The sequence below is a fragment of the Cobetia sp. Ld8 genome, from assembly GCF_045066615.1.
GTDB lineage: Bacteria > Pseudomonadota > Gammaproteobacteria > Pseudomonadales > Halomonadaceae > Cobetia > Cobetia amphilecti.
In genome coordinates this window covers 540552-564000 of the sequence record NZ_JBISHF010000007.1, presented here as the reverse complement: position 1 = coordinate 564000, position 23449 = coordinate 540552, and the positions used below count along the sequence as shown (strand labels likewise).

Genomic DNA, 23449 nt, shown 5'->3' with positions numbered 1-23449 from the left:
CGAGGAGGCAACCGGTATCGGATTGTCGTGGTCTTGCCTGTCGCGGGCCTGCTTGTCACGGACCTGATTATCATGTGTGTCAGCCACGGTCGAGCTCCATCTGCGGTCGTTTGAGCGGCACCAGGCCCTGAGGACGCCAGACCATCATCAACACCATCATCAGCCCGAACAGCAGCATGCGATATTCATTGAATTCGCGGGCCAGCTCCGGCAGCAAGGTCATGGCGATCGCGGCCAGAATCACGCCCAGCTGCGAGCCCATCCCGCCCAGCACCACGATGGCCAGAATGATCGCCGACTCGATGAAGGTGAAGGACTCGGGGCTGATGAAGCCCTGACGCGCGGCGAAGAAGGCACCGGCGAAGCCCGCGAAGCTCGCGCCGATCGTGAAGGCCGAGAGCTTGATGCCGGTGGGGTTCATGCCCAGCGAGCGACAGGCGATATCATCCTCGCGCAGTGCCTCCCACGCGCGCCCAATGGGCATGCGCAGCAAGCGGTAGATCACGAACAGCGTGATCAGCACCAGGATCAAGGCCAGCAGATACAGGTAGATCACCTTGAGGGCCGGGTCGTAGTCGATGCCGAAGTACTCATGGAAGGCGATGTTGCCCTCGTCGGCCCGCCGCGAGAACTCGAGGTTGAACAAGGTCGGCTTGGGAATGCGCGCGATGCCATTCGGGCCGCCGGTCAGCTCGGTCCAGTTGTTGAGCAGGATACGGATGATCTCGCCGAAGCCCAGCGTCACGATGGCCAGGTAATCCCCGCGCAGTCGCAATACCGGGAAGCCGAGCAGATAGCCGAACAATGCCGTCATCAACCCGGCGATGGGCAGCGCCTCCCAGAAGCTGAAGCCCAGATAGCTGTTGAGCAGCGCATAGGTATAGGCCCCGACGGCGTAGAAGCCCACGTAGCCGAGATCCAGCAGCCCGGCGAGCCCCACCACCACGTTGAGCCCCAGGCCCAGCATGATGTAGATCAGCGTCAGGGTGGCGAGATCCACCGCCGAGCGGCTGGAGAGGAACGGGAAGATCAGCAGCGCGCCGATGGCCAGCATGATCCACAGTTGACGCTTCTGGCCGCTCATCACATCGGGGACGCTGAAACGTGAGGGTTTGCGGGTACGCGCCCGCCACTCCTCGATCTGCGGGCGTACCAGCTGATGCAGGAAGACGGCCAGTGCCGCGGCCAGCAACCAGCCCCAGGTATCCATGCCCATCAAGCGTACCGTGGTGGTGATGCCGGTGGATTCGAGCTGTACCCCCAGCACCGAGCCGCCCAGCACGAGGGTCAGCACGGCGGCCGCGAGCGCCGACCACCAGGGGCGCCGATAGGCAGGCTGGGGCGGCAACGTCTCGGCAGGCGAGGTGCCCGCTTTCTTCAGAGTCTGTTTCGCAAGCTTGGGCATCAGATCTTCTCCACTTCGGGCTTGCCGAGAATCCCGGAGGGACGGAACAGCAGAATCAGGATCAGCAGTCCGAAGGCCACCACGTCCTTGTATTCCGTGGACAGGTAACCGCCGGTCAGTGCCTCCGCGACTCCCAGCAGCAGTCCGCCCAGCATCGCGCCGGGGATGCTGCCGATACCGCCCAGCACCGCCGCCGTGAACGCCTTGAGGCCGGCCAGGAAGCCGATGTAGGGATTGACCACGCCGTAGTACATGCCGAGCAGCAGGCCCGCCACGGCGGCAAGCGCCGCCCCGATCACGAAGGTCATCGAGATGATCATGTCGGTATTGATGCCCAGCAGACGCGCCATGCCGGCGTCTTGCGAGCAGGCACGACAGGCACGCCCCAGGCGGGAGCGCGAGATGAAGGACGACAGCAGCAGCATGCACACCAGGGTGACGCTGAAGATGATCACCTGCATGTAGGAGAGATTGACCGCGAAGCTTTCCAGCCCGAACTCCCAACCGCCCGGAATCAGGCTGGAGATCGCCATGTCACGCGAGCCCTGGGCCAGCCGCATGTAGTTCTGCAGGAAGATCGACATGCCGATCGCCGAGATCAGCGCGATCAGACGCTTGGAGCCACGTACCGGGCGATAGGCCACCCGCTCCACGGCAAAGCCGTAGGCGCAGGACACCAGCACCGCCACCAGCAAGGCGGCCGCCATCAGGAAGAAGGGGTTGGCGATGCCCAGCATGCCCAGCGCCGCGATGACGATGAAGGTCACGTAGGTGCCGATCATGTAGATCTCGCCGTGGGCGAAATTGATCATGCCGATGATGCCGTAGACCATCGTGTAGCCGATGGCGATCAAGGCATAGGTACTGCCGATGGTCAGGCCATTGATGACCTGTTGCAGGAAGTAGAGGATGTCTTCCATTGAAACGACCCTTGGCCGCGACTGTCTTCGGCTTGTGGCCGGTGACCGTCAGGGAAATGCCGCATGCGCGGCGACAACGGGAAGGCACGGCGATATTGCATCACCGTGGACTCGACCGAACGGAGAAGCCCGCCATGCCAGGTGACATGACGGGAAGCGCCTCGGGGTTGATCCACCACGGCCACATGAGGTCTCGAATGAGCTGTCACATGGCCGTGGCGAAGGCTGGGCTCAGACGAGCAGAGGCCAGCCGATGATCAATGTGCCGCTTCGCTCTTGGTTCCGTCGGCGTGCCAGTTGTAGACGACGAAGTTGAAGTCCTTCAGATCGCCCTTCTCGTCGTATTCGACCTTGCCGATGGGCGTGTCGAAGCTGTTGGCGCGCAGATATTCGGCAACGTCATACGGGTCGGTGGAGTCGGCGCCCTTGATGCCATCGGCGATCAGTTCCACCGCGGTGTAGGCCGGCATGACGAACGGGCCGGAGGGGTCCTGATCCTTGTCCTTGAAGGCCGCGACCAGATCAGCATTCTTCGGGTCGGTCTCGAAGGCCGGCGGCAGCGTCACGTAAAGGCCTTCGGAGGCCTGACCGGCGATCTTGGAAATGTCCGGGTTGCCGACCCCTTCCGGGCCCATGAAGGGGGCATCGAAGCCCAGCTCACGCGACTGACGCAGCAAGAGGCCCAGCTCCGGGTGATAGCCGCCGTAGTAGACGAAATCGACGTTCTCCTTCTTGAGCTTGGAGATCAGCGCCGAGAAATCCTTGTCGCCCGCCGTGATGCCCTCGAACAGCACCACATCGATGCCCGCCTCCTCGACGGTGTCGCGCACGCCGGTGGCGATGCCTTCCCCGTACTGCTGCTTGTCGTGGATCACGGCCATGTGCGTGGGCTTGATCGTCTCGGCGATATAGCGCCCGGCGACCGGCCCCTGCAGGGAATCCAGGCCGATGGTGCGGAAGACCAGCTCATAGCCCTGCTCGGTGATGGTCGGGCTGGTGGACGCCGCCGTGATCATCATCACGCCTTCCTCGGCGTAGATGTCCGAAGCCGGCTGGGTCGCGCTGGAGCACAGGTGCCCGATCACGTACTGGACACCGTCATTGACGATCTGGTTGGCCACCGCCACCGCCTGCTTGGGATCACAGGCGTCGTCGTATTTGACGCCCTTGAGCATCTCGCCGTCGACGCCACCGGCGGCATTGATCCGCTCGATGGCCATCTCGGCACCGATGAACTGCATGTCACCGTACTGGGCGACCGGCCCCGTGACCGGGCCTGCCATGGCGATGGTGATATCGGCCTGAGCCTGGGTGGACATCGCCGCGGCGATACCGAGAGCGAGAAGAGACCTGCGCATCATGATGAGAATTCCTGTTCCCGATTATTGTTGTACTACGGCCGGGCAGACCTGACTGACGCCTGGTGGCAGCGCTGGGCTGACCGAAAAAGGCTGGCGACAGTGTCTGTCATTCGCTGACCTTGTGCGCCGCTGCCAGCCTGCAGGCAGGGGGTCGACACGTCAGGAATGCCTTGAAAGCATTATTGGCAGCAGCGAATACGCATGTAAAGTGACCGTTTGGGCGCTCATGAATGCGGCTCGGCAGCCTGCCAATAGCGAAAAGCACCACGCTTTCCAATGTGGCCAGACAATCCTCGGAAAACCCGATCAAAGCCAGTCATTGGCACATGCCAACACGCGGATAACAGGATTTCCCTCTCCACTTGCACCATCAGGACGCGCCGCAGCCCCCTGCCCGGCTACGCCCAAGGTTGTAAGAGAAGCAATCCTGCCGCCCTCCCCGAGCAACCGGTTGCTCCTGAGCCATGCACTGAACTGCAATGCGACGAGCTGCAAGGCAACAGGCAAAATAACGGGATAACTTGCTGATGGCACTTCCCCGCCAGATACCCGCCAGCCCTGAACGCCACGCGCCCGACGATGGATGACATCGTCGGGCGCGCAGGGTCATGCCTTTGGCAACGCGAATGCTGGGGGATGGAGAGTAGCGTCAGCCCAGCGCGATCAGGCGATTGCGAACATCGTTGATCTGGTCGCGCAGTCGCCCGGCTTCCTCGAACTCGAGATTCTTGGCCGCGGCAAACATGGCATCTTCGAGACGGCTGATCTCCTTCTCGAGCGCCTGAGGGCCTTCGGCCGCCAGCGCGGCGTAGTCCGGCGTCTCTTCCGCCACCTGACGCTCACTGCCCTTGCGACGGCTGCTCTTGCGGCCCGGCGCCTGGGCACCTTCCATGATATCCGCCACCGACTTGGTGATGGTGCGCGGCGTGATGCCGTGCTCGTCATTGAAGGCCATCTGCTTCTCGCGACGGCGTTCGGTCTCGGCGATGGCCCGCTGCATGGAATCGGTGATGCGGTCCCCGTACAGGATGGCCTTGCCGTTGGCGTTACGCGCCGCGCGGCCGATGGTCTGGATCAGGGAGCGTTCCGAGCGCAGGAAGCCCTCCTTGTCGGCATCCAGGATCGCCACCAGCGAGACCTCCGGAATATCGAGGCCCTCACGCAGCAGGTTGATGCCGACCAGCACATCGAACTTGCCCAGACGCAGGTCACGAATGATCTCGACGCGCTCGACGGTGTCGATGTCGGAGTGCAGATAGCGCACCCGCACGTCGTGCTCGCCCAGATATTCGGTCAGGTCTTCCGACATGCGCTTGGTCAGCGTGGTGATCAGCACGCGCTCGCCGACCTTGGTGCGCGCGCGAATCTCCGAGAGGACGTCATCCACCTGGGTCGAGGCCGAACGCACCTCGATGACCGGATCGAGCAGCCCGGTGGGACGTACCACCTGCTCCACCACCTGGCCGGCATGCTCTTCCTCGTAGGGGCCAGGCGTCGCCGAGACGAATACGGTCTGCGGCAGGATGCTCTCCCACTCCTCGAATTTCATCGGGCGGTTGTCGAGGGCCGACGGCAGGCGGAAGCCGTACTCCACCAGCGTTTCCTTGCGCGAACGGTCACCGCGGTACATGCCGCCGACCTGCGGCACGCTGACGTGGGACTCATCGATGAAGACCAGCGCGTCCTTGGGCAGGTAGTCGAAGAATGTCGGCGGCGCATTGCCGGGATCACGCCCCGACAGATAGCGCGAGTAGTTCTCGATACCGTTGCAGTAGCCCAGCTCCATCATCATCTCGATGTCATAGAGGGTGCGCTGCTCCAGGCGCTGGGCCTCGACCAGCTTGTCGTGCTTGCGCAGGTAATCGAGGCGCTCGACCAGCTCTTCCTTGATGTGATCGACCGCGGCGACGATGGTCTCGCGCGGTGTCACGTAGTGGCTCTTGGGATAGATGGTCATGCGCGGCACCGACTCGGCCACTTCACCGGTCAGCGGATCGAACAGCCGGATGGAATCGATCTCGTCATCGAACAGCTCGACACGCACCGCCTGCTCTTCGGAGTCGGCCGGGAAAATGTCGATCACATCGCCGCGCACCCGATAGGTACCGCGCCGGAAATCCATGTCGTTGCGAGTGTACTGCAACTCCGCCAGACGCCTGAGGAAGGCGCGCTGATCGATCTGCTCGCCACGATTGAAGTGCAGGCGCATCTTCAGGTATTGATCCGGGTCACCCAGACCGTAGATGGCCGAGACGGAGACCACGATGATCGCATCGCGGCGTTCCAGCAGCGCCTTGGTCGCCGACAGACGCATCTGCTCGATGTGGTCGTTGATCGAGGCATCCTTCTCGATGAAGGTGTCCGAGGAGGCGACGTAGGCTTCGGGCTGGTAGTAATCGTAATAGGAGACGAAATATTCGACGGCGTTGTCGGGGAAGAACGACTTGAACTCGCCGTATAGCTGCGCCGCCAGCGTCTTGTTGGGGGCCATGACGATGGCCGGGCGCTGCAGGCGCTCCACGATGTTGGCCACCGTGAAGGTCTTGCCGGAGCCGGTCACGCCCAGAAGGGTCTGATGCGCCAGGCCCGCGTCCAGGCCGGTGATCAGCTTCTCGATGGCCGCCGGTTGGTCACCGGCCGGCTGAAACTTGGAATCGATGCGAAATGGTTTGCTCATGCGCTCTCAATGGTGGCAATCAGTCGGGTCTTCAACTGACGACAGGCAGATGATTGCCCGGCGGCATCATTCGCTCGCGGGCGCTTCTCGACTGGTCACCGAGACCCGAGTGCTGGTCATCAGGCGATGAATGGGGCAACGCTCGGAGATCTCGATCAGGCGCGCGCGGGTCTCGGCGTCCAGCTCATGGCCCTCCTCGGCCAGGAACTGCATGCTGACCGTGAGACGATATTCGCTGTTGCTGCCACGGCGCTCGTCGCTGTCGTCCCGGTCCACCGTGGTGGTGATTCCCGCCAGCGGCAAGCCCTTGCGCCGAGCGTACATCTGCACGGTGATCGACTTGCAGGCCCCCAGCGACAGGTCGAAGTAGTCATGCGGGTCCGGGGCGCTCTCGTCGCCACCGACCACCGCCGGCACATCGACCAGCAACTCATCAAAGCTTGCGACCTGTACCCGTTGCACGAAGCTGCCTGACCGACGGCTGATTACCTCGATGCTCATTCGTCACCTCCCTGTCGCTGATCTATCCGTGATCCCGCTCGTGAGACGTTACCTGTTTCCCGCCTGTCCAGCGTCACCGCACTGCGGTCACTTGACCTTGTAACCGGCCTTCTCGACCGTCTTGACCAGCGCGTCATAACGCACCTGACCGTCGACTTCGGCAAAGCCACGTCCGACCTCGGCTTCCTTGACGCCATCCATCATCATCAGCGCCGTGGTGACCTTGTTGACGTCCTTGACGCTCTCGACGCCGATCAGAGTAAGAGAAAAGCTGGCCATCGTGTCATTCCTGTCATGCAGAAAAAAAGGGGCGCCGCGGCGCATTGCAGCCGTCAAGAATAGCACGGTTGCCTGACAGTCAGCGCGCATCAGACTCGTCGCGAGCAAGGCCCGAGAAACGCCTGTCAGGACGGGAACACTGATTTGCCCGTTCTTTTGAGGCCACATGTGGCACAAGGGGCTGACAGCCGCCAGCTGGCGCGTGACAATGCGGGCATCCGACATGCCGCATGGTTGCCAGTGCGCCACCGGCAGTTCACTCCTTCGCAACAGGATGGTGGTAGATGAATCCCTTTAAGACCCTGATGCAAGACCACGGCTACCAGCTCGGCGAGGACGGTCGCCTGACGCTGGGTGAGCCAGCCGACGCCTCCATGCCACTCGCTGACATGCCTCACGTTGGCGTAGCCGACCGTGCCTTGGCCGAGAATGCACTGACTCCGCTGGGCAATTTCGAGGTACTCGAGGTCTGCGGCAAGGATGGCGAACGCTTTCTGCAGGGACAGACCTCACAGCAGCTGAGTCTGGTCGATGGCGAGCTGGCGCCGCTGACGACCTTCTGCACCCCGAAGGGACGCATTCTGGCCATGGCTCAGCTGCTGCGCGTCAGCGAAGAGCGCCTGTGGCTGGTGATGCCGGCTGGCACCGCCGAACCGCTGCGTGCCCATCTGGCCAAGTTCGCGCCCTTCTACAAGGTGACGCTGGAGGTGTCGAGTGAGCTGAGCGTGCTCGGCCTGCTCGGCGAGCAGACTCTGGCGGCCTGTGCCGACGCCCTGGCGGCACCTGCGCTGGCCGAGCATGACCTGGCCATGCGCTCGGTCCTCCCGTCGCCCCTGCAGTCGAGCGAGGGCGAAGAACCGCAGGCCTGCGCGCTGGCGCGCCAGCCGTCAGGCAATACCCCGCGCGCGATACTGGTCGGCCCGCATGCCGCCCTGGCAGACCTCGCGACGACGCTTTTCGCGCGCGATGTGGCCGCCAGCGACGACACCCGCTGGTGCCTGGAAGATATCCGCGCCGGTCTGCAGTGGGTCACTTCCGCGCAGACTGACAGCTGGCTGCCACAGATGCTCAATCTGGAAGCCCTCGCCGCGATCAGCTTCAAGAAGGGCTGCTATACCGGTCAGGAAGTCGTGGCACGCGCCCACTTCCGCGGCCAGGTCAAGAAGCGCCTGCAACGCCTGAAGACGGCGCAGCCGGCCGACTTGCCGGCGGTAGGCAGCAAGGTCACAAGCCCCGACGGCAAGTCCCTCGGCGAAGTGCTGCAGGCAGCCCATGATGAGCAGGGACGTCTGGAGCTGCTGGCCGTGATCAGCCTGCGCGATGAAGAGATCGCATTGGCATTGGAAGATGGCACCCAGCTTGAGCGCAGCGCGCTGCCCTATGCCGTCGAGCGTCGCGACCCGGAGCAGCTCAAGGGCTGAAGGGTACGGCTTGAAAGGCTGATCTCCCTGAGGGACTGATCGCTGCAAAGCCGCCACAGGAAAGCCCCGCACGTGCCAAGGTGCGGGGCTTTTGTCTTTCACGGATTGCAGACCTCACGCACCTGCCGGGGCTCACAGCCCTTCCGGCAGCCAGCCATCTCCTGCGATCAGGTGCTCGATCAGCTCCTGCACCGGCATCGGTCGTGCATAGAGATAGCCCTGATGCAGGGAGCAGCCATGCGCGAGCAATTCCGCTCGCTGCTCTGGCGTCTCGATGCCTTCGGCCACCACCGCAAGATGGAAGGCCTCCGCCAGCCCCAGCATCGCTTCGATCATGGCCTGCCCCTTGCTGGAGCCCAGCGCCGTCACGAACTGCCGATCGATCTTGAGCTTGTCGAACGGCAGTCGCTGCAGCTGTGACAGCGAGGAGTAGCCCGTGCCGAAATCGTCCAGTGCCAATGCCACTCCGTGAGCCCGTATGGCCTGGAACAGCACGGCCAGGGTCTGAATATCTTCCGGCAGCTGGCTCTCTACCAGTTCAAGCGTCAGGCGCTCACACAGCTCCGGGTGCCGGAACAACATTTCCAGGTCCGACAGGAAGCGCTTGTCCATCATGTGGCGCACGGTCACGTTGACGCTCAGATGCAGCTCGTGGCCACTTTCGTGCACGCGCATCAAGGTCGCGATGCTTTCCTTGAGCACCCAGCGCCCCAGCGCGACATCCAGGCGTGCGGACTCGACGATCGCCACGAAATCCGCCGAGCCCATCAAGCCATGTTCCGGGTGCTGCCAGCGAATCAACGCCTCCGACAGCTGCAAGCGACCAGTACGTCCGTCAACGATCGGCTGCACGAAGAGTCTGAGCTGATTCTCACGCAGCGCGACAGTGAATTCTGCCTCCAGCTGCTTGAGGCGACGCAACTCACGCTCCGCCTCCTCATCGAAGAAATGCCATTCACGTTTGCACTGCTGAGTGTCGTGCAAGGCACGCTCGGCGCGATAGACCAGCGCATCCACCTGATGGCCATCCTCTGGATAGCGCGTGATGCCCAGACTCGGCTGCAGATAGATCACCTCATCATTGAGTGTGACCTTGTCGCGCACGGCGTTCAGCAGGTTATCCAGCCAGCCACTGATACCGCCACGCGTCGCTTCAAGCAGCCGGCGCTGGACCATGATCAGCAATCTGTCGGTCTCGAGACGCGCCACATCACCGGAATTGCCCAGCAAGGGGGCAATGCGCCCCTGGATCTGCTCGAGCTGGTAATTGCCCGGCTCAGCGCCCTTATGATCGTAGAGCACCTGCAGCCCGCCGATACGCAGCGCTATCAGCACGAATCCCTCCATCGGCGCGACCTCACCCAGCTGATCAATCCGCATCCTGATCAGACGCAGCATGCCCTCACGGCTGAGCAGACCGGTGTCGATATCCGTCTCACGCTCCTCGAGCAACTGATGCTGTAGCAGCACACGCTCCTGCTCCAGTCCACGTACCACCAGCGTATCGAGTGTCATGTCCAGCAACGGCATCATCTCGGCGGCGTTGAGCCGATGGCCGCGACTGGCCACCAGCAGCAATTCGCTGCGCCCGGGGTGCGGCGAGACCGAATAGCCCATCAGCTGACTGGCGCCCAGTCGCTGACATAACTGCAGCGCGCGATCTTCCTGCTCACCGACACTCTTGTCGACGCTCCCATCGCCAGAGCGCCGCGAGCGATCATCGGCTGACACACACACACGCCCCACCGGCAGGCGCCAGAGAGGATCACGTCGCAACGATGCCTCACTCAACCACTCGCGCTCATCATGACTCTGCAGAATCAGGTAGCCGGCGTTGGGGTTCCCCACCTCACGACGATAGATGATGATCTCCGCCCCCAGCATCTCGCGCACGCGCTGTAGATACTGGGCGAGGGACGCACGCGCATTCTGCGGCGTGTGGGTTTCATAGGGGACGCTCAGGAATTGCTGATTGAGAATGCTGTGACGCTGGTATTGATGCTCAAGTTGCGCACCATAGGCCCGACTCGCCCTGCGGCGCTGACTGTCGCGCACCAACATGCCAAGGGTCCCCAAGCCCGCCAACAGGATGACCAACAGCAATACCGCCAGCGGAGTGCCCATCTCCTGCACCAGCTGAGCGACGCGGTTTTCATCCTGCCAGCAGGCCTTGGCATGGTTGTAGCGATCGGCACGGCCGGACGCGGGCAAGGCAACGCAAACCTGCTGCGCCGCGATGGGCTGCGGCATGGCGTTGCTGACCACCTGCAGCCCCTTCAAGCCCAGCACGACCGCCTGCTCATCCAGCAGATCTGCCGTAAGCGGCATGCCCAGAATCAACAGCCCCTGCTCGTTCCGCGGTGGCAAGGCCTCCTCATCCTCGTAGAGCCCCTGCATGCCGATCAGCCACGGCTGGTTGTCGACCATCAACCAGGCCAGCTGAGGTTGTGTCGGTGTCTGGCGGGCAACCTGCATGACGGGGGCGAGCGCACGTCGCCAGCTCACCGGCTGCTTGCCCAGCCAGTCGGACCCCGGGGACCCGGCATTGTGCTGCGTCCAGGCTGCCACCTGCCCATCGCCATGCACGGCGGAGATCAGATGTATGCCGGTATTGATGGCGAACTCGGGGCCATACATGTATTCGAGCCAGGTCGTGTCAAGCTCGGGCTCGCGCAGAAACTTGGTCACGGCTTCTTCCCAGTAGCCGTTCTCCTGCAACTGCCCCTTGAGCAGGCGCTGTTCACTCTTGACCCATAAGGCCAGGCGCTGCCTGTCGGACTCACGATCCGCCTCGCGGGATTGCGTGATCTGGCTGGCCGTCAACCAGGCGGTGGCCAGCAATGCCGCCAGCAACAGCAGCGGCAGCAGGTACATCCGATAACGGGGGCCAGCAGGCAGTGAGGCGTGCGCGAAGACAGCAGAAGACTCGTGTGCCGGCACACGAGAGGAGGAACGCGATGCTGAAGAATCTGACATTGATTTACCGATGATGAGGCGACCTCCTGAATCGGGTCGGCAGGCTGTCGCCTGCCCAATGAGGTCAGTCTAGATCAGACGTTCAGTTGAAGAATACGCTGCACATTCGTCGTCGTGGATAACGCGATATCGTGGCGACTGCTCGAGCGGAGTTCCGCCACCACTTCCGCGACCTTCGCCACTCGCGATGGCTCATTGCGCTGACCCTGAAACCCGCACAACGGCATGTCGGGGCTATCGGTTTCCAACACGAAGCCATCGTCGGGCAGTGACGCCACCACTCCGCGCAGCTTGTTGGCACGCGGGTAGGTCACGCTGCCGCCCAGCCCCAGCACGAAGCCAAGCTCGAGAAAGCGCTCCGCCTGCACCTGACTGCCCGCGAAGGCGTGGATGATGCCGCCACGGGTGAGTCGTGCCTGCCTGATGCGCTTGGCGACTTCGTCATTGGCGCGCACGCAGTGCACGATGACAGGCAAGGAGAATTCGCGTGCCATGCTCAGCTGGGCCTCGAACAGATTCCATTGGGCGTCATGATCGGCCAGTCGCGCATCGAAGCCACATTCGCCCAACGCGACGATCTGGCCAGCATGCTGATCAAGGGCCTGATGAAGCGCCGCCAGCGCGCCCTCGCCATGCTCGGACAGAAAATAGGGATGCAGTCCCAGGGCACCGAAGATACGCGCCGATGAATCCACCAGCGCCAGCACTGCCGAAAAGCTTGCCACCGTGGTGGCGGGCACCACGAAGGCCGAGACGTCTTCCTGCTCGGCACGCGCGATGACCGCCTCACGATCCGGCATGAAGTCAGCGAAATCCAGATGGCAATGGCTGTCAATCAGCATGGAATCTCCCGGTGATGGTCGTACAGCCATCGTGCTATATCAGCGGGTGTCAGACAAACGAAGGGACCGGCCTGGTGGCCGGCCTCTTGAGGACGATTGTCGATAATGCTCCGTCAGTCGTCGTGACTGGCGCAGATGGCCTAGGCCGCCTCCACCGGCGCTGCCGGCGCCAGCTCGGAGGTGCAATGACCACAACGGGTCGCCGCCAGCGGCACCTTGGAAAGGCAATACGGGCAATCCTTGTCGGTGATCTCTTCCGGCGCTTCCTCGGCTTCCTTCTTGAGCTTGTTGATCTGGCGGATCAACACGAATACCGCCAGCGCCACCAGGGCGAAGCTGATGATGGCATTGATGAACAAGCCATAGTTCAGCGTGACGGCTCCCGCTTCCTTGGCGGCCTCGAGACTGGCATAAGGCGCGGCCTGAGCGCCTTCCTTGAGGACGACGAAGAAGTTGGCGAAATCGACTCCGCCGATCAGAAGCCCGATCAGCGGGTTGAGCATGTCACCGACCAGACTCTTGACGATCAGTGTGAATGCCCCGCCGATGATGATTCCGACCGCCATGTCGACGACGCTTCCCTTGACGGCAAAATCACGAAATTCCTGCATGAATCCGGACATCTGTCATCTCCTGTCACTCGCTAACCATCCGGTGGATTGCCACGCATCATGCATGGCCCGCACTGAGACACATCCCACGCCATTGTTGTTGTCATTGTCTGCGCCCTACCGACCTTCGTCTTAGCAAGCTTCATCACATGGATGCCAGCAAGACAACATGACCCGAACATTATGCCGTGCTGATGCCGCGCGATGGGTTGGCTGTGTAAACGTAGGGTTACACGCATGTCTGGCCACGAAAAACGCCACCTTCTATCCGGGCATAAAAAAACGCCACCCCGAGGGGTGGCGTTCTTCATGGCGTGATCGACAGTCTCCCTATCGCAGCGTCGCTATGGCAACGCCATTACGACATCGCCGCTAGGGCAACGCCGTTGTGGCAACTGTCTCAGTGCTCACGGGTCGCGCGGAAGGTGATGTCCGGCCAGCGTTCCTGGGTCAGCTGCAGGTTGACGCGGGTCGGCGCGATGTAGGTCAGCCAGCCGCCGCCGTCGTAGGCCAGGTTGGCACTGGCCTTGCGCTTGAAGTCTTCCAGCATCTTGGTGTCATCGCAGTAGATCCAGCGCGCGGTCTGCACATTGATCGCCTCATAGATGCACTCGACCTTGTACTCTTCCTTCAGACGGTGAGCGACCACATCAAACTGCAGCGTACCGACGGCACCGACGATCAGGTCGTTGTTGTCGAACGGCTGGAAGACCTGGGTCGCGCCCTCTTCGGAGAGCTGCTGCAGGCCTTTCTGCAGCGCCTTCATCTTCAGCGGGTCCTTCAGGCGCACGCGCTTGAACAGTTCCGGCGCGAAGTGCGGAATGCCGGTGAAGCGCATGTCCTCGCCGATGGTGAAGGTGTCACCGATCTGGATGGTGCCGTGGTTGTGCAGGCCGATGATATCGCCCGGCCAGGCCTCTTCCACGTGGGAGCGGTCCGCCGCCATGAAGGTCAGGGCGTCAGGAATCTTGACGTCCTTGTTGATGCGCACATGGCGCATCTTCATGTTCTTCTCGTACTTGCCGGAGCAGACACGCAGGAAGGCGACACGGTCACGGTGTTTCGGGTCCATGTTGGCCTGGATCTTGAACACGAAGCCGGTGAAACGCTCATCGTGGGCCGTGACTTCGCGGGTATCGGTATCGCGCGGCTGGGGCGGCGGGGCATATTCGACGAAGCCGTCGAGCATCTCGCGCACGCCGAAGTTGCCCATGGCGGTACCGAAGTAGACCGGCGTCAGCTCACCGCGACGATAGGCCTCAAGATCGAACTCGTGAGAGGCGCCGCGCACCAGCTCGACTTCCATGCTCAGTTCTTCGATCAGGTCCTCACCCAGCACTTCGATGGCCTCGGGGCTATCGAGGCCCTTGATGCGCACGTCATCGGGGATGCGGTTGCCCTGACCCTGCTTGTAGAGATGGATCTCGTCATTGAGCAGGTGATAGACGCCCTTGAAGCCCTTGCCGACGCCGATCGGCCAGGTCATCGGCGCACACTGGATGTTGAGCACCGTCTCGACTTCGTCCATCACCTCGATGGGGTCACGCGTCTCGCGGTCCATCTTGTTGACGAAGGTCAGGATCGGCGTGGTGCGCAGGCGGCAGACTTCCATCAGCTTGATGGTGCGGTCCTCGACACCCTTGGCACCATCGATAACCATCAGCGCCGAGTCGACGGCCGTCAGCGTCCGGTAGGTATCTTCGGAGAAGTCCTCGTGCCCGGGGGTATCCAGCAGGTTGACCATGCGGTCCTTGTAGGGGAACTGCATCACGGAGGTGGTCACGGAGATGCCACGCTCCTGCTCCATCTTCATCCAGTCAGAGGTCGCGTGGCGATCGGCCCGCTTGCTCTTGACCGAGCCGGCCATCTGGATGGCATTCCCGAACAGCAGCAGCTTCTCGGTAATGGTGGTCTTACCGGCATCCGGGTGAGAGATGATGGCGAATGTACGGCGCACATCCGCCGCCTTGGCAATCTGGGAATCTGACATGAGCTGAAAGGCATCCGGCCCGACGTGAGGCACGCCGCGCGCACTGTTGGGTGAATAGCAGAACAAGACGAATGGCGCGCATTGTAGCGGCTGGCGCGGCGCGGCAACAGAGGCGAGCGCGATCAGCGGCCTTCAGTCATCCTTGCGCGCGCGAAAATGCCAGGGCCCCTCGCCCACCGGCGCCTGATCATTGAGGATCTCGTGGCGGATGGCATCCTCGATCTCGTCGCTGTCCAGGGGGTAGAGGCCACATTGCTTCAGCGCGCAGCGAACCCGGATATCACGCCCGAGATATTCGAGCAGCACGCGAGTGCTGGCCGGCGTGCGGTCACCACTTGCCGATACCCCGATCCGCAGCCCCTTGAGGCGCGACACACGGCTGGTGAAGGTCGGGTAGAGGATGGTCTGGGTGATCTCATTGCCGGTCATCGACTCGTAGTCGGTCATGAAGATGCGATCGCTCAGATAGAACGCCATCCCCTGATACTTGCAGTGTGACACGCCGACGCCGGACGACTCGCGCTCGACCAAGCGCTCAAGACGCTGGTAATAGACGCCATCCTCACGCTGGATGATGGACACCAGCCCCCGCAGTATCCGCCCCGGCGACGACATCGACAGATAGTACTCATAGTAGTGGCCCACATAGCGGCTCAGCTCGGAGGCGCCCGAGCGTCTCAGCTGCGCCAGCGGCTCGCTCTCCACACGCGTGGCGTGACTCTCGCGCGGCTTGGGGCGCACCTGCACCAGACGCTGGAACTGACGATTGGGCAGCAGGATCTCGTGCTCCTCCACCCCGAAGAACTCGCAGATCCGTCGCAGCGTATGCGCAGCGGGCCGGTACTGACCGCTCAGATATCGATTGAACTGTGGCCGACTGATCTCGAGCCGCCGACTCACTTCGGCGATGGATCGGTAGTAGCTGCACAGCAGCCGCAGATTGAGGGCCAGGTCTTCGTTCATGGGTCTGTCTCGCGCCGGGATAGAGCCTCAGTCTACGCCGCCCACCCGCCATGACCCAGAGCGCGTCAGGCGCAGTCTGTATCAGATAGTGCGTCTGAGTGCGCCACCTTGAGTCAGGTCGTCAAATTCCGCGCCTCACGAGTGAATGATGCAATGCAGAAGTCCCTCACACGCAGATAGTAATAACCATAAAAGAGGCTATCGCATGACTCCTGCATCCAAACTCACGTTCCACGGCGGGCCCTGGGTCTCGTTCCTGCCCATCCTGTGCTTCATCACCACGGCCATCCATGTGGCCACCAGCCTGGAGGAGCCGACCATCCAGGGCATGTGGGTCGGCATTCTCGCCGGCCTGCTGGTCACCTTCCTGTTTGCCCGTGACAAGTCCGTCTACAGCGACACCATCATGAAGGGCATGGCCAGCAAGGTGGCCATCGCCCCGGTGGCGGCGTGGATCTTTGCCGGCATCTTCGCCACGGTACTGCGCTCCTCGGGACTGGTGGACGGCATCCTGTGGGCGGCCTATCACACCGGTGCCACCGGTACGGCCTTCCTCGTCGTGACCTTCCTCTCCTGCGCCCTGTTCGCCACCGCGGCAGGCACCGGCTTCGGCACCATCGCCGCGGGCATGGGCGTGCTCTATCCCGCAGGCGTCATGCTGGGAGCCGACCCGCTGCTGCTGGCAGGGGCCATCGTGGGCGGCGGCGCCTTCGGCGACAACCTGGCGCCCATCTCCGATACCACCATTTCCTCGGCGGCGAGTCAGGGCGCTGACATCGGCGGCGTGGTTCGCTCCCGACTGCCTTTCACGCTGGTGGCCGGCAGCATCACGCTCGTGGTGATGGTGCTGATCAGTCTGACGCAGCAAACGACGCCGCTGGTCGTCGCGCATGAACAGCTGGCCGAGCACATGGACCCCAAGGGCCTGGTGATGTTGCTGCCCGCCCTGGCTGCCATCTACGTGGCCATGAAGAAAGGCGATGTGATCTTCGCCACCACCGTGGGGATTCTGTCCGGCATGCTGGTGGCGATGCTCACCGGCCTCAACACCCTGAGCGGTTTCGTGTCGGTCGAGAATGGTGCGCTGATCAACGGCGTGGCCGGCTGGATGGCAGACCTGTCGATTCTGGTGATCCTGCTGTCGGCGGGCATTCGCCTGATGCTCGATGGCGGGGGCAGTGAGAAGCTCATCAATGCGCTCAAGGGGGTCGTGCGCACACCGCGTGGCGCGGAAGCCTCCTCGGCCGGGCTCTCGCTGCTGATGTCCTCGCTGATGAGCATCAATGCCCCGGCGATCCTCGCGGTCGGCCTGTCCTACGCCAAACCGGTCGGTGAACGCTTCGGCCTGAGCCCTTACCGTCGCGCCAACATCATCGACAGCATGTCCTGCACCCTGGTCTATTCGCTGCCCTGGTCCGCCGCACTGCTGTTCGCCTCCGGGCTATCCATGAAAGCCGCCGAAACCTTCCCCGGCGTGCCGGCCCTGATGCCGCTCGATCTGACGCCCTGGGTGCTCTACGCCTGGGTCCTGCTGGCCGTGATGAGTGTCTCCATCGCCACTGGCTGGGGCCGACGTTTCAGCCCGGCAGGCCAGGCGAGCGCGCAGGACGAAGCCACCGGCGACACGCCCGCTGTGCGCTCCTCACTGTCAGCGTCAGCCCCAAGTTCAGTCTCAAGTTCAGCCAACTGATCTGCCCCTGACTGAGCTGCTCTTGACTGAGCTGCTCTTGACTGAGCTGCCCTCGACTGAACCTTCACCGCCTGCCCCGCAACAGACGACGGATACCGCCATGCAAGATACTGAGCTGCGCCAACGCAACGTGATCGGCATCCTCACCGGCTCCGGCCCGGATGCCGGACTGGACCTCTGGAACAAGCTGCTGATCGCCAACAAGGCCCGTATCGGGCCTGGCTATCGGGGAGATCTGGATGCGCCACACGTCCACCTGATCTCCCAGCCGGCGCTCGGGCTGTCCATGGAGCTCGAGACTCATGACCAACAGGTGTGGGAGGCGCTGGCCGACAGCGCCCACAAGCTCGCCGAGCATGTCGACTACTACGCCATCGCCTGCAATACGCTGAACTACTATCAGCCCCAGCTGGAGGCCCTGACATTGAATGCCCAGCTGGTGTCGTTCAGCGATGTCGTCATCGACAGGGTGCGGCGCGACGGCTTGAGCAAGGTGGCGCTGCTGGGCGCGAAATCCGTGACGGACATGGGGGACTGGTCACCCTATCGGGCACTGGCGGAGGTAGTGGAAGTCGAGGTGCCCGCCGACCCACACCTGCTGCATCAGATCATCTATGACGTGAAGGCGCATGGCGGCGATGACCCGAGCGTGGTCCAGCGCTTTCATGCGCTGCTGGAGAGCCTGTCGGCAGACACCGTGCTGCTGGCCTGCACCGAGCTGCCACTGATTCCCGTCAGGACGGTCAGCTCGTCAGGCAACGACGCAGCCCCCGCCAAGACACTGATCGATGTCACGGAACTGGTCGCGGAGGAACTCGCCCGCAAGTCCTGCGGCGTCTGACCCGGCTTGGCACCGCCTGAACCCGCCTGACTTCCCCCCTCCTTGACCCAGCCCTGGCAACAGTTAACTGCCTGCCGGGGCCTTACTCCTCGCTCTCGGACAGTGACTCGACGATACGGCACTGCGCCACCACCCCGCCGGCACAGCAATGTGTCAGGCGCTGCAACTCCTCCTCCATGACGGCGAGGTCGCGCTGACGCTTGCGCACCTCGGCCAGCTGCGCCTCGATGCGCGCGTCTATCTGATCGCACGGCAACGCCTGCTGGTCCGCCAGTCCCAACAAGGCGCGGATATCATCCAGCGAGAAACCCAGACGCCGACAACGGCGGACGAAGGTCAACCGGCGCAGTTGTGCATTGCCATATTCACGATAGCCGTTGGCCGCACGCCGCTGCGGGGCCAACAGCCCCTGCTTCTCGTAGTAGCGGATCGTCACCGCCTGGACGTCTGAGGCCTTGGCCAGCTGACCGATGCTCATCGCCCCTGTGACAGCCCCGGAGCTTTGCGGGTCTTGTGCTGCTGTTCCCGGCTCGCGCTCGGATCCTTGTGTCATGAGGCTTGACCTTATAGTGACTATAACCTCCATGCTGTCAGCAATACGACAGGAGGCCAAGACCCCTTATGAAAAGCTGTTGCGAAAGCAAGTCCGGCGAGCTGGCAGAGCTCAGAGCCTCTCAGGGCAAGGTGCTCAAGATATTGCTGGCTCTGAATGCCAGCATGTTCTTCATCGAATTCACCGCAGCCTGGTGGCTGGGCTCCACCGCACTGCTGGGGGATTCACTCGACATGTTCGGCGATGCCAGCGTCTACGCCCTGACCCTCTACGTCCTGCACCGCAGCGTGCGTGAACGTGCGTTGAGCGCGCTGGTGAAAGGTATCGTGATGCTGGCGCTGGGCGTGATCGTCCTTGGCGAGGCGGGCTATCAGGCCCTCCATGGCGTCGCCCCCGCCGCACACGGCATGGGCGCCTTCGCCCTGCTGGCACTGGCCGTCAATCTGGTCTGCTTCGGTCTGCTGTGGCGCTTCAAGTCGGATGATCTGAACATGCGCTCCACCTGGCTGTGTTCACGCAATGACATCATCGCCAATGCCTCGGTCTTCGGCGCCGCACTACTGGTCGGCTGGACAGGCTCCCGCTGGCCGGATGTGCTGCTGGGGGCGGCGATTGCCGCACTCTTCCTGCAGTCCGCCTGGCAGGTCATACGCGATGCGCGATTTGAGCTGCGCGAAGCCAAGCAGGCCGAAAGCGTGCAAGCTGCGCATGAGCAAGACGCAAGCTCCCAAGCCCCTTACGCTCCGCCATCATCCTGCGCCACCCGCAGTTGTTGCGCCCCACCCACGTCTGCCGTGGTGGTCGAGCAGACACCCGTCAGCAGCGACAACTCCAGCAAGTGCTGTCGTTGAGACGATGGCCTGAGACATAAAAGCGCCCCGTCGAGACCGCCGGGCGCTTTCATGTCGAGATACCGACAATGATCAAGCCGCCGGACAATCTGGCTGACGCTCGGGGTGGGCCTGCTGGAAAGCTTCCAGTGACTGACAGGCCGCCTCGATGGCCAGAATCCTCGGGTAGTCCTTGAGTTCACACTCGAAGCGGCGCGCATTGTAGAGCTGGGGCATCAGGCAGGCATCCGCCATGCCCGGGCTATCTCCATGGCAGAAACGCCCTGCACTTTCCGCCAGCATCACTTCCAGACGCGCGAAGCCCTCGGCGACCCAGTGTCGGTACCACTCAAGGCGCTGCTGCTGGGTGACCTCAAGCCGATCGGTCAGATAATTGAGCACGCGCGGATTGTTGAGCGGATGCATCTCACAGGCCATGAACTGGCACAGTGAGCGCACCTTCGCACGCGCTTCCGGCGCTGAGGGCAACAGCGCCGGGGTGGGCCAGCGCTCCTCCAGATATTCCATGATCGCGAGCGACTGGGTCAGGGCCACAGATGTTGGGGTATCTCCCACCATCAGGGTCGGCACCAGTCCCTGGGGGTTGATGGCCAGATAGTCCTCGCTGCGCTGTTCGCCCTTGAGCAGATTGACCGGCACCTGAGCGACCTCTATCCCCTTGAGCGCCAGCGCGATTCTTACCCGATAGCTGGTAGATGAACGGTAATAGCCATACAGGCTCATTGAACTCATGCTGCACTCCCCTGTGACGCGGTTGGATGCCGGCCGCCCCTTCGCACTGCCTCGCACCCAGTTGGCTTGAGGCTTACCGGCACACGACGTCTTCCCGAGACATGTCTCTGAGAAGCTCTGCCTCACGACGCCGCCATCAGGCGTCCAACTGCGTCACCTGCTGATCAATGGCGCCGAAGATGCTCTGGCCATCGCGATCAAACATCTCGATGCGGATGCGATCACCGAAACGCATGAAGGGCGTGCGAATCTCATCGAACAGGATCTTCTCGACCATGCGCACTTCGGCCAGACAGCTGTAGCCCACGCCCCCTTCGCTGATCGGTTTGCCGGGGCCGCCATCCTTGCCGGGATTGGACACGGTGCCTGAGCCGATGATCGCGCCGGCGCCCAGTGGGCGAGTCTTCGCGGCATGCGCCACCAGCTGCGGGAAGCTGAAGATCATGTCTGGCCCGGACTCTGGCTCACCGAACTTCTCACCATTGAGATGCACGCTCAGCGGCAGATGTACGCGCCCCTGCTGCCAGGCATCCCCCAGCTCGTCCGGCGTCACGGCGATGGGCGAGAAGCTTGACGACGGCTTGGCCTGGAAGAAGCCGAAGCCCTTGGCCAGCTCGCCGGGGATCAGTCCACGCAGACTGACGTCATTGACCAGCATCAACAGGCGAATGTGGTCCTCGGCCTGTTCCGGACTGACGTGCATCGGCACATCATCGGTGATGACGGCGATCTCGCCTTCGAAATCGATGCCATGCTCCTCACTGACACATACGATATCGGCGCTGGGGGCCAGGAAGCTGTCGCTGCCGCCCTGATACATCAGCGGGTCATGCCAGAAGGTCTCGGGCATCTCGGCGCCACGCGCCTGGCGCACCAGCTGAACATGGTTCAGATACGCCGAGCCGTCTGCCCACTGATAACTGCGCGGCAGCGGGGAATGCAGCGCCTGACTTTCCAGCGCAAAGGCGTCCGTCAGCGTGCCATCATTGAGCGCCGCGTAGCGTTGCTCGAGCCTGGGCGCCAGCGACGTCCAGTCTTCCAGCAGCGCCTGCAGGGTCGCGGCGACATCCGCGACCTTGACGGCGCGGGTCAGGTCACGGGAGACCAGCAGCAGCGTTCCATCACGGGAACCATCCTGGTAGGTAGCGAATTTCATGGGTGCCTCCTTGAAGAGCAACGTGAGCAATAATGCAGGAATTGCCTGGGGTCGGATGACGATGAACAGTCAAAGGTCATCACTGATGCAGGGTGAATTAAGGAGTGAATCAGGGGGTGAATTGAGGAGTGGCGTGAGGCGTGAAGTGAGACGCGAGCCCCTGCCAGACCGAGCCGTAGTCGCGCTGACGAGCGCTCGACGACAGGGCCTGTGGGGTGGGCTGGAACAGATAGCGACTCTCGAACATGAAGGCGAGTGTATTGCCCTGATAGCGGGGGGCAAGTTCCGCCTGACTGGCGGCCTCGAAGGTGGCAGCATCGGGGCCATGCGGGGTCATGGCGTTGTGAAGACTCGCGCCGCCCGGACGGAAACCTTCGCGTTTGGCGTCATATTCACCATGGATCAGCCCCATCAACTCGCTCATCAGGTTGCGATGGAAATACGGCGGTCGGAAGGTGTTCTCGGCGACCATCCAGCGCGGCGGGAAGATCACGAAGTCGAGATTGGCGACCCCGGCGGTGTCCGACGGTGATGTCAGCACGGTGAAGATCGAGGGGTCAGGATGATCGAAGCTGACCGTATTGATGGTATTGAAGGTCGCCAGATCATATTTGTAGGGCGCGTAGTTGCCGTGCCAGGCCACGACATCCAGCGGTGAATGATCCAGGCTCGCGCGCCAGAAACGCCCGCCGAACTTGGCCACCAGCGTGAAGTCACCGGCTTCGTCCTCGAAACGTGCCGATGGCGCGAGGAAGTCACGCGGATTGGCCAGTCCATTGCTGCCGATGGGCCCCAGCGAGGGCAACTCGAGAGGCGCGCCATAGTTCTCGGCCACATAGCCTCGACAGCCCTCCGCGTGTCCCGCCAGCGGATTGAGCTGGAACTTGATACCACGCGGGATCACGACGATCTCGCCGCTGGCGACTTCCAGCAGGCCCAGCTCGCTGCGCACCTCGATGGCACCCTGCTGCGGCACGATCAGCAATTCGCCATCAGCATTGTAGAAAAAGCGCTGCTGCATGCCGCGAGAGAAGGCGTAGAGGTGCGTGGCACAGCCCTGCTGCGCCTGGGCATCCCCATTGACCGCCAGCGTGATCAGGCCTTCCAGAAAATCGCCGGCGCAGAACGCGATGGGATCCCAGCGCATCGGGTTGGGATCCGGCATTCCCTCGGCCAGTGGTGCGGTGGCGACCTGCGGCATCTCCATGGGCTGATAGGCGCCCTGCACCACCGAGGGCCGAATGCGGTAAAGCCAGCTGCGCAGATTGTGGCTACGCGGCGCGGTGAAGGCCGAGCCGCTCAACTGCTCCGCGTACAGGCCATAGGGGCAACGCTGGGGAGAGTTCTGGCCCTGCGGCAAGGCGCCAGGCAACGCCTCGCTGGAGACATGATTTCGAAAACCGGCGTGATAATGACACTCAGCATTGCGCTCGCGCATGACGATTCATCTCCTTGTGGGCTCGCGGCTCCTGATGACCTGGGGCATCCACGGCACGACATGCCGCCACCGCCCTCAACTAGTTACATATGAAACCATATAGACAGATCCAAACCTTGGCAATCGCTCAATTGCTCGACTTTTGTCTTGCTCGCTGTCGAAAGTGGTAACATCGGTAACCTGATCCGACCGCCATGCACTGTCGTGACAATGCAAGTCAGCCCTCTCACCGAGACAGGTAA

At 62.6% G+C, this 23449-nt stretch carries 19 protein-coding genes; 4 read left to right on the top strand and 15 right to left on the bottom strand.

Annotated elements, in window-relative coordinates; all coding sequences use genetic code 11:
• Window positions 1-79: 79 nt before the first annotated feature.
• From livM to ACJJV2_RS07210, 6 genes are all read right to left on the bottom strand, one after another.
• Window positions 80-1405: a high-affinity branched-chain amino acid ABC transporter permease LivM gene (gene livM / locus ACJJV2_RS07235; protein WP_405279474.1), complete on the bottom strand. Its 1326-nt coding sequence runs from the start codon at window positions 1403-1405 to the stop codon at window positions 80-82.
• A complete protein-coding gene (gene livH, locus ACJJV2_RS07230; RefSeq protein ID WP_043336883.1) occupies window positions 1405-2325 on the bottom strand; it encodes a high-affinity branched-chain amino acid ABC transporter permease LivH in 921 nt (306 codons plus the stop codon). The genes livM and livH overlap by 1 nt, the downstream gene beginning before the upstream one ends.
• 257 nt (window positions 2326-2582) lie before the next feature.
• Window positions 2583-3683, bottom strand: a complete 1101-nt coding sequence (locus ACJJV2_RS07225) for a branched-chain amino acid ABC transporter substrate-binding protein (RefSeq protein WP_287024684.1) — start codon at window positions 3681-3683, stop codon at window positions 2583-2585.
• Between the two features lie 652 nt (window positions 3684-4335).
• Window positions 4336-6363, bottom strand: a complete 2028-nt coding sequence (gene uvrB / locus ACJJV2_RS07220) for an excinuclease ABC subunit UvrB (RefSeq protein ID WP_405279470.1) — start codon at window positions 6361-6363, stop codon at window positions 4336-4338.
• Window positions 6364-6429: 66 nt separating this feature from the next.
• Window positions 6430-6864 carry an OsmC family protein gene (locus ACJJV2_RS07215; protein ID WP_405279467.1) on the bottom strand — a complete coding sequence of 145 codons (435 nt, stop codon included), beginning with the start codon at window positions 6862-6864 and terminating at the stop codon, window positions 6430-6432.
• A gap of 87 nt (window positions 6865-6951) precedes the next feature.
• Window positions 6952-7143 (bottom strand): hypothetical protein, encoded by a 192-nt coding sequence (locus tag ACJJV2_RS07210; RefSeq protein ID WP_054557000.1) that lies wholly within the window; start codon window positions 7141-7143, stop codon window positions 6952-6954.
• A gap of 284 nt (window positions 7144-7427) precedes the next feature.
• Between ACJJV2_RS07210 and ACJJV2_RS07205 the strand changes: the two genes are divergently transcribed.
• Entirely contained in the window at window positions 7428-8564 is a 1137-nt protein-coding gene (locus ACJJV2_RS07205; RefSeq protein WP_405279463.1) for a YgfZ/GcvT domain-containing protein, read from the top strand.
• A 132-nt stretch (window positions 8565-8696) separates the two neighbouring features.
• On the opposite strand, the gene ACJJV2_RS07200 is transcribed toward ACJJV2_RS07205, so the two are convergent.
• The 5 genes from ACJJV2_RS07200 to ACJJV2_RS07180 all read right to left on the bottom strand — a co-directional run bounded on the left by ACJJV2_RS07200 (window position 8697) and on the right by ACJJV2_RS07180 (window position 15946).
• Complete coding sequence (locus tag ACJJV2_RS07200) at window positions 8697-11540, bottom strand: EAL domain-containing protein (RefSeq protein WP_405279460.1); 2844 nt, start codon at window positions 11538-11540, stop codon at window positions 8697-8699.
• Window positions 11541-11614: 74 nt separating this feature from the next.
• Window positions 11615-12382, bottom strand: coding sequence for a TatD family hydrolase (locus tag ACJJV2_RS07195; RefSeq protein WP_405279457.1), 768 nt, complete (start codon window positions 12380-12382; stop codon window positions 11615-11617).
• A 140-nt stretch (window positions 12383-12522) separates the two neighbouring features.
• On the bottom strand, window positions 12523-13005 hold the full coding sequence (mscL, locus tag ACJJV2_RS07190) for a large conductance mechanosensitive channel protein MscL (protein WP_405279454.1): 483 nt from the start codon (window positions 13003-13005) through the stop codon (window positions 12523-12525).
• 388 nt (window positions 13006-13393) lie between these two features.
• Entirely contained in the window at window positions 13394-14983 is a 1590-nt protein-coding gene (locus tag ACJJV2_RS07185) for a peptide chain release factor 3 (RefSeq protein ID WP_153635928.1), read from the bottom strand.
• Between the two features lie 132 nt (window positions 14984-15115).
• Window positions 15116-15946 carry a helix-turn-helix transcriptional regulator gene (locus tag ACJJV2_RS07180; RefSeq protein WP_284728764.1) on the bottom strand — a complete coding sequence of 277 codons (831 nt, stop codon included), beginning with the start codon at window positions 15944-15946 and terminating at the stop codon, window positions 15116-15118.
• Window positions 15947-16151: 205 nt separating this feature from the next.
• Between ACJJV2_RS07180 and ACJJV2_RS07175 the strand changes: the two genes are divergently transcribed.
• Window positions 16152-17636 (top strand): Na+/H+ antiporter NhaC family protein, encoded by a 1485-nt coding sequence (locus ACJJV2_RS07175; RefSeq protein WP_405279449.1) that lies wholly within the window; start codon window positions 16152-16154, stop codon window positions 17634-17636.
• Window positions 17637-17736: 100 nt separating this feature from the next.
• Window positions 17737-18477 (top strand): aspartate/glutamate racemase family protein, encoded by a 741-nt coding sequence (locus ACJJV2_RS07170; RefSeq protein WP_405279446.1) that lies wholly within the window; start codon window positions 17737-17739, stop codon window positions 18475-18477.
• 82 nt (window positions 18478-18559) lie between these two features.
• Here ACJJV2_RS07170 and ACJJV2_RS07165 read toward each other — a convergent pair whose 3' ends face one another.
• Complete coding sequence (locus ACJJV2_RS07165; RefSeq protein WP_405279443.1) at window positions 18560-19030, bottom strand: helix-turn-helix domain-containing protein; 471 nt, start codon at window positions 19028-19030, stop codon at window positions 18560-18562.
• 68 nt (window positions 19031-19098) lie between these two features.
• On the opposite strand from ACJJV2_RS07165, the gene ACJJV2_RS07160 reads away from it, so the two are divergent.
• A complete protein-coding gene (locus ACJJV2_RS07160) occupies window positions 19099-19881 on the top strand; it encodes a cation transporter (RefSeq protein ID WP_405279440.1) in 783 nt (260 codons plus the stop codon).
• Window positions 19882-19953: 72 nt separating this feature from the next.
• On the opposite strand, the gene maiA is transcribed toward ACJJV2_RS07160, so the two are convergent.
• From maiA to hmgA, 3 genes are all read right to left on the bottom strand, one after another.
• Window positions 19954-20604: a maleylacetoacetate isomerase gene (maiA, locus tag ACJJV2_RS07155; RefSeq protein WP_405280707.1), complete on the bottom strand. Its 651-nt coding sequence runs from the start codon at window positions 20602-20604 to the stop codon at window positions 19954-19956.
• Window positions 20605-20749: 145 nt separating this feature from the next.
• Window positions 20750-21769, bottom strand: coding sequence for a fumarylacetoacetate hydrolase family protein (locus tag ACJJV2_RS07150; protein ID WP_285461052.1), 1020 nt, complete (start codon window positions 21767-21769; stop codon window positions 20750-20752).
• A gap of 109 nt (window positions 21770-21878) precedes the next feature.
• On the bottom strand, window positions 21879-23207 hold the full coding sequence (gene hmgA / locus ACJJV2_RS07145; RefSeq protein ID WP_405279436.1) for a homogentisate 1,2-dioxygenase: 1329 nt from the start codon (window positions 23205-23207) through the stop codon (window positions 21879-21881).
• Window positions 23208-23449 lie beyond the last annotated feature (242 nt).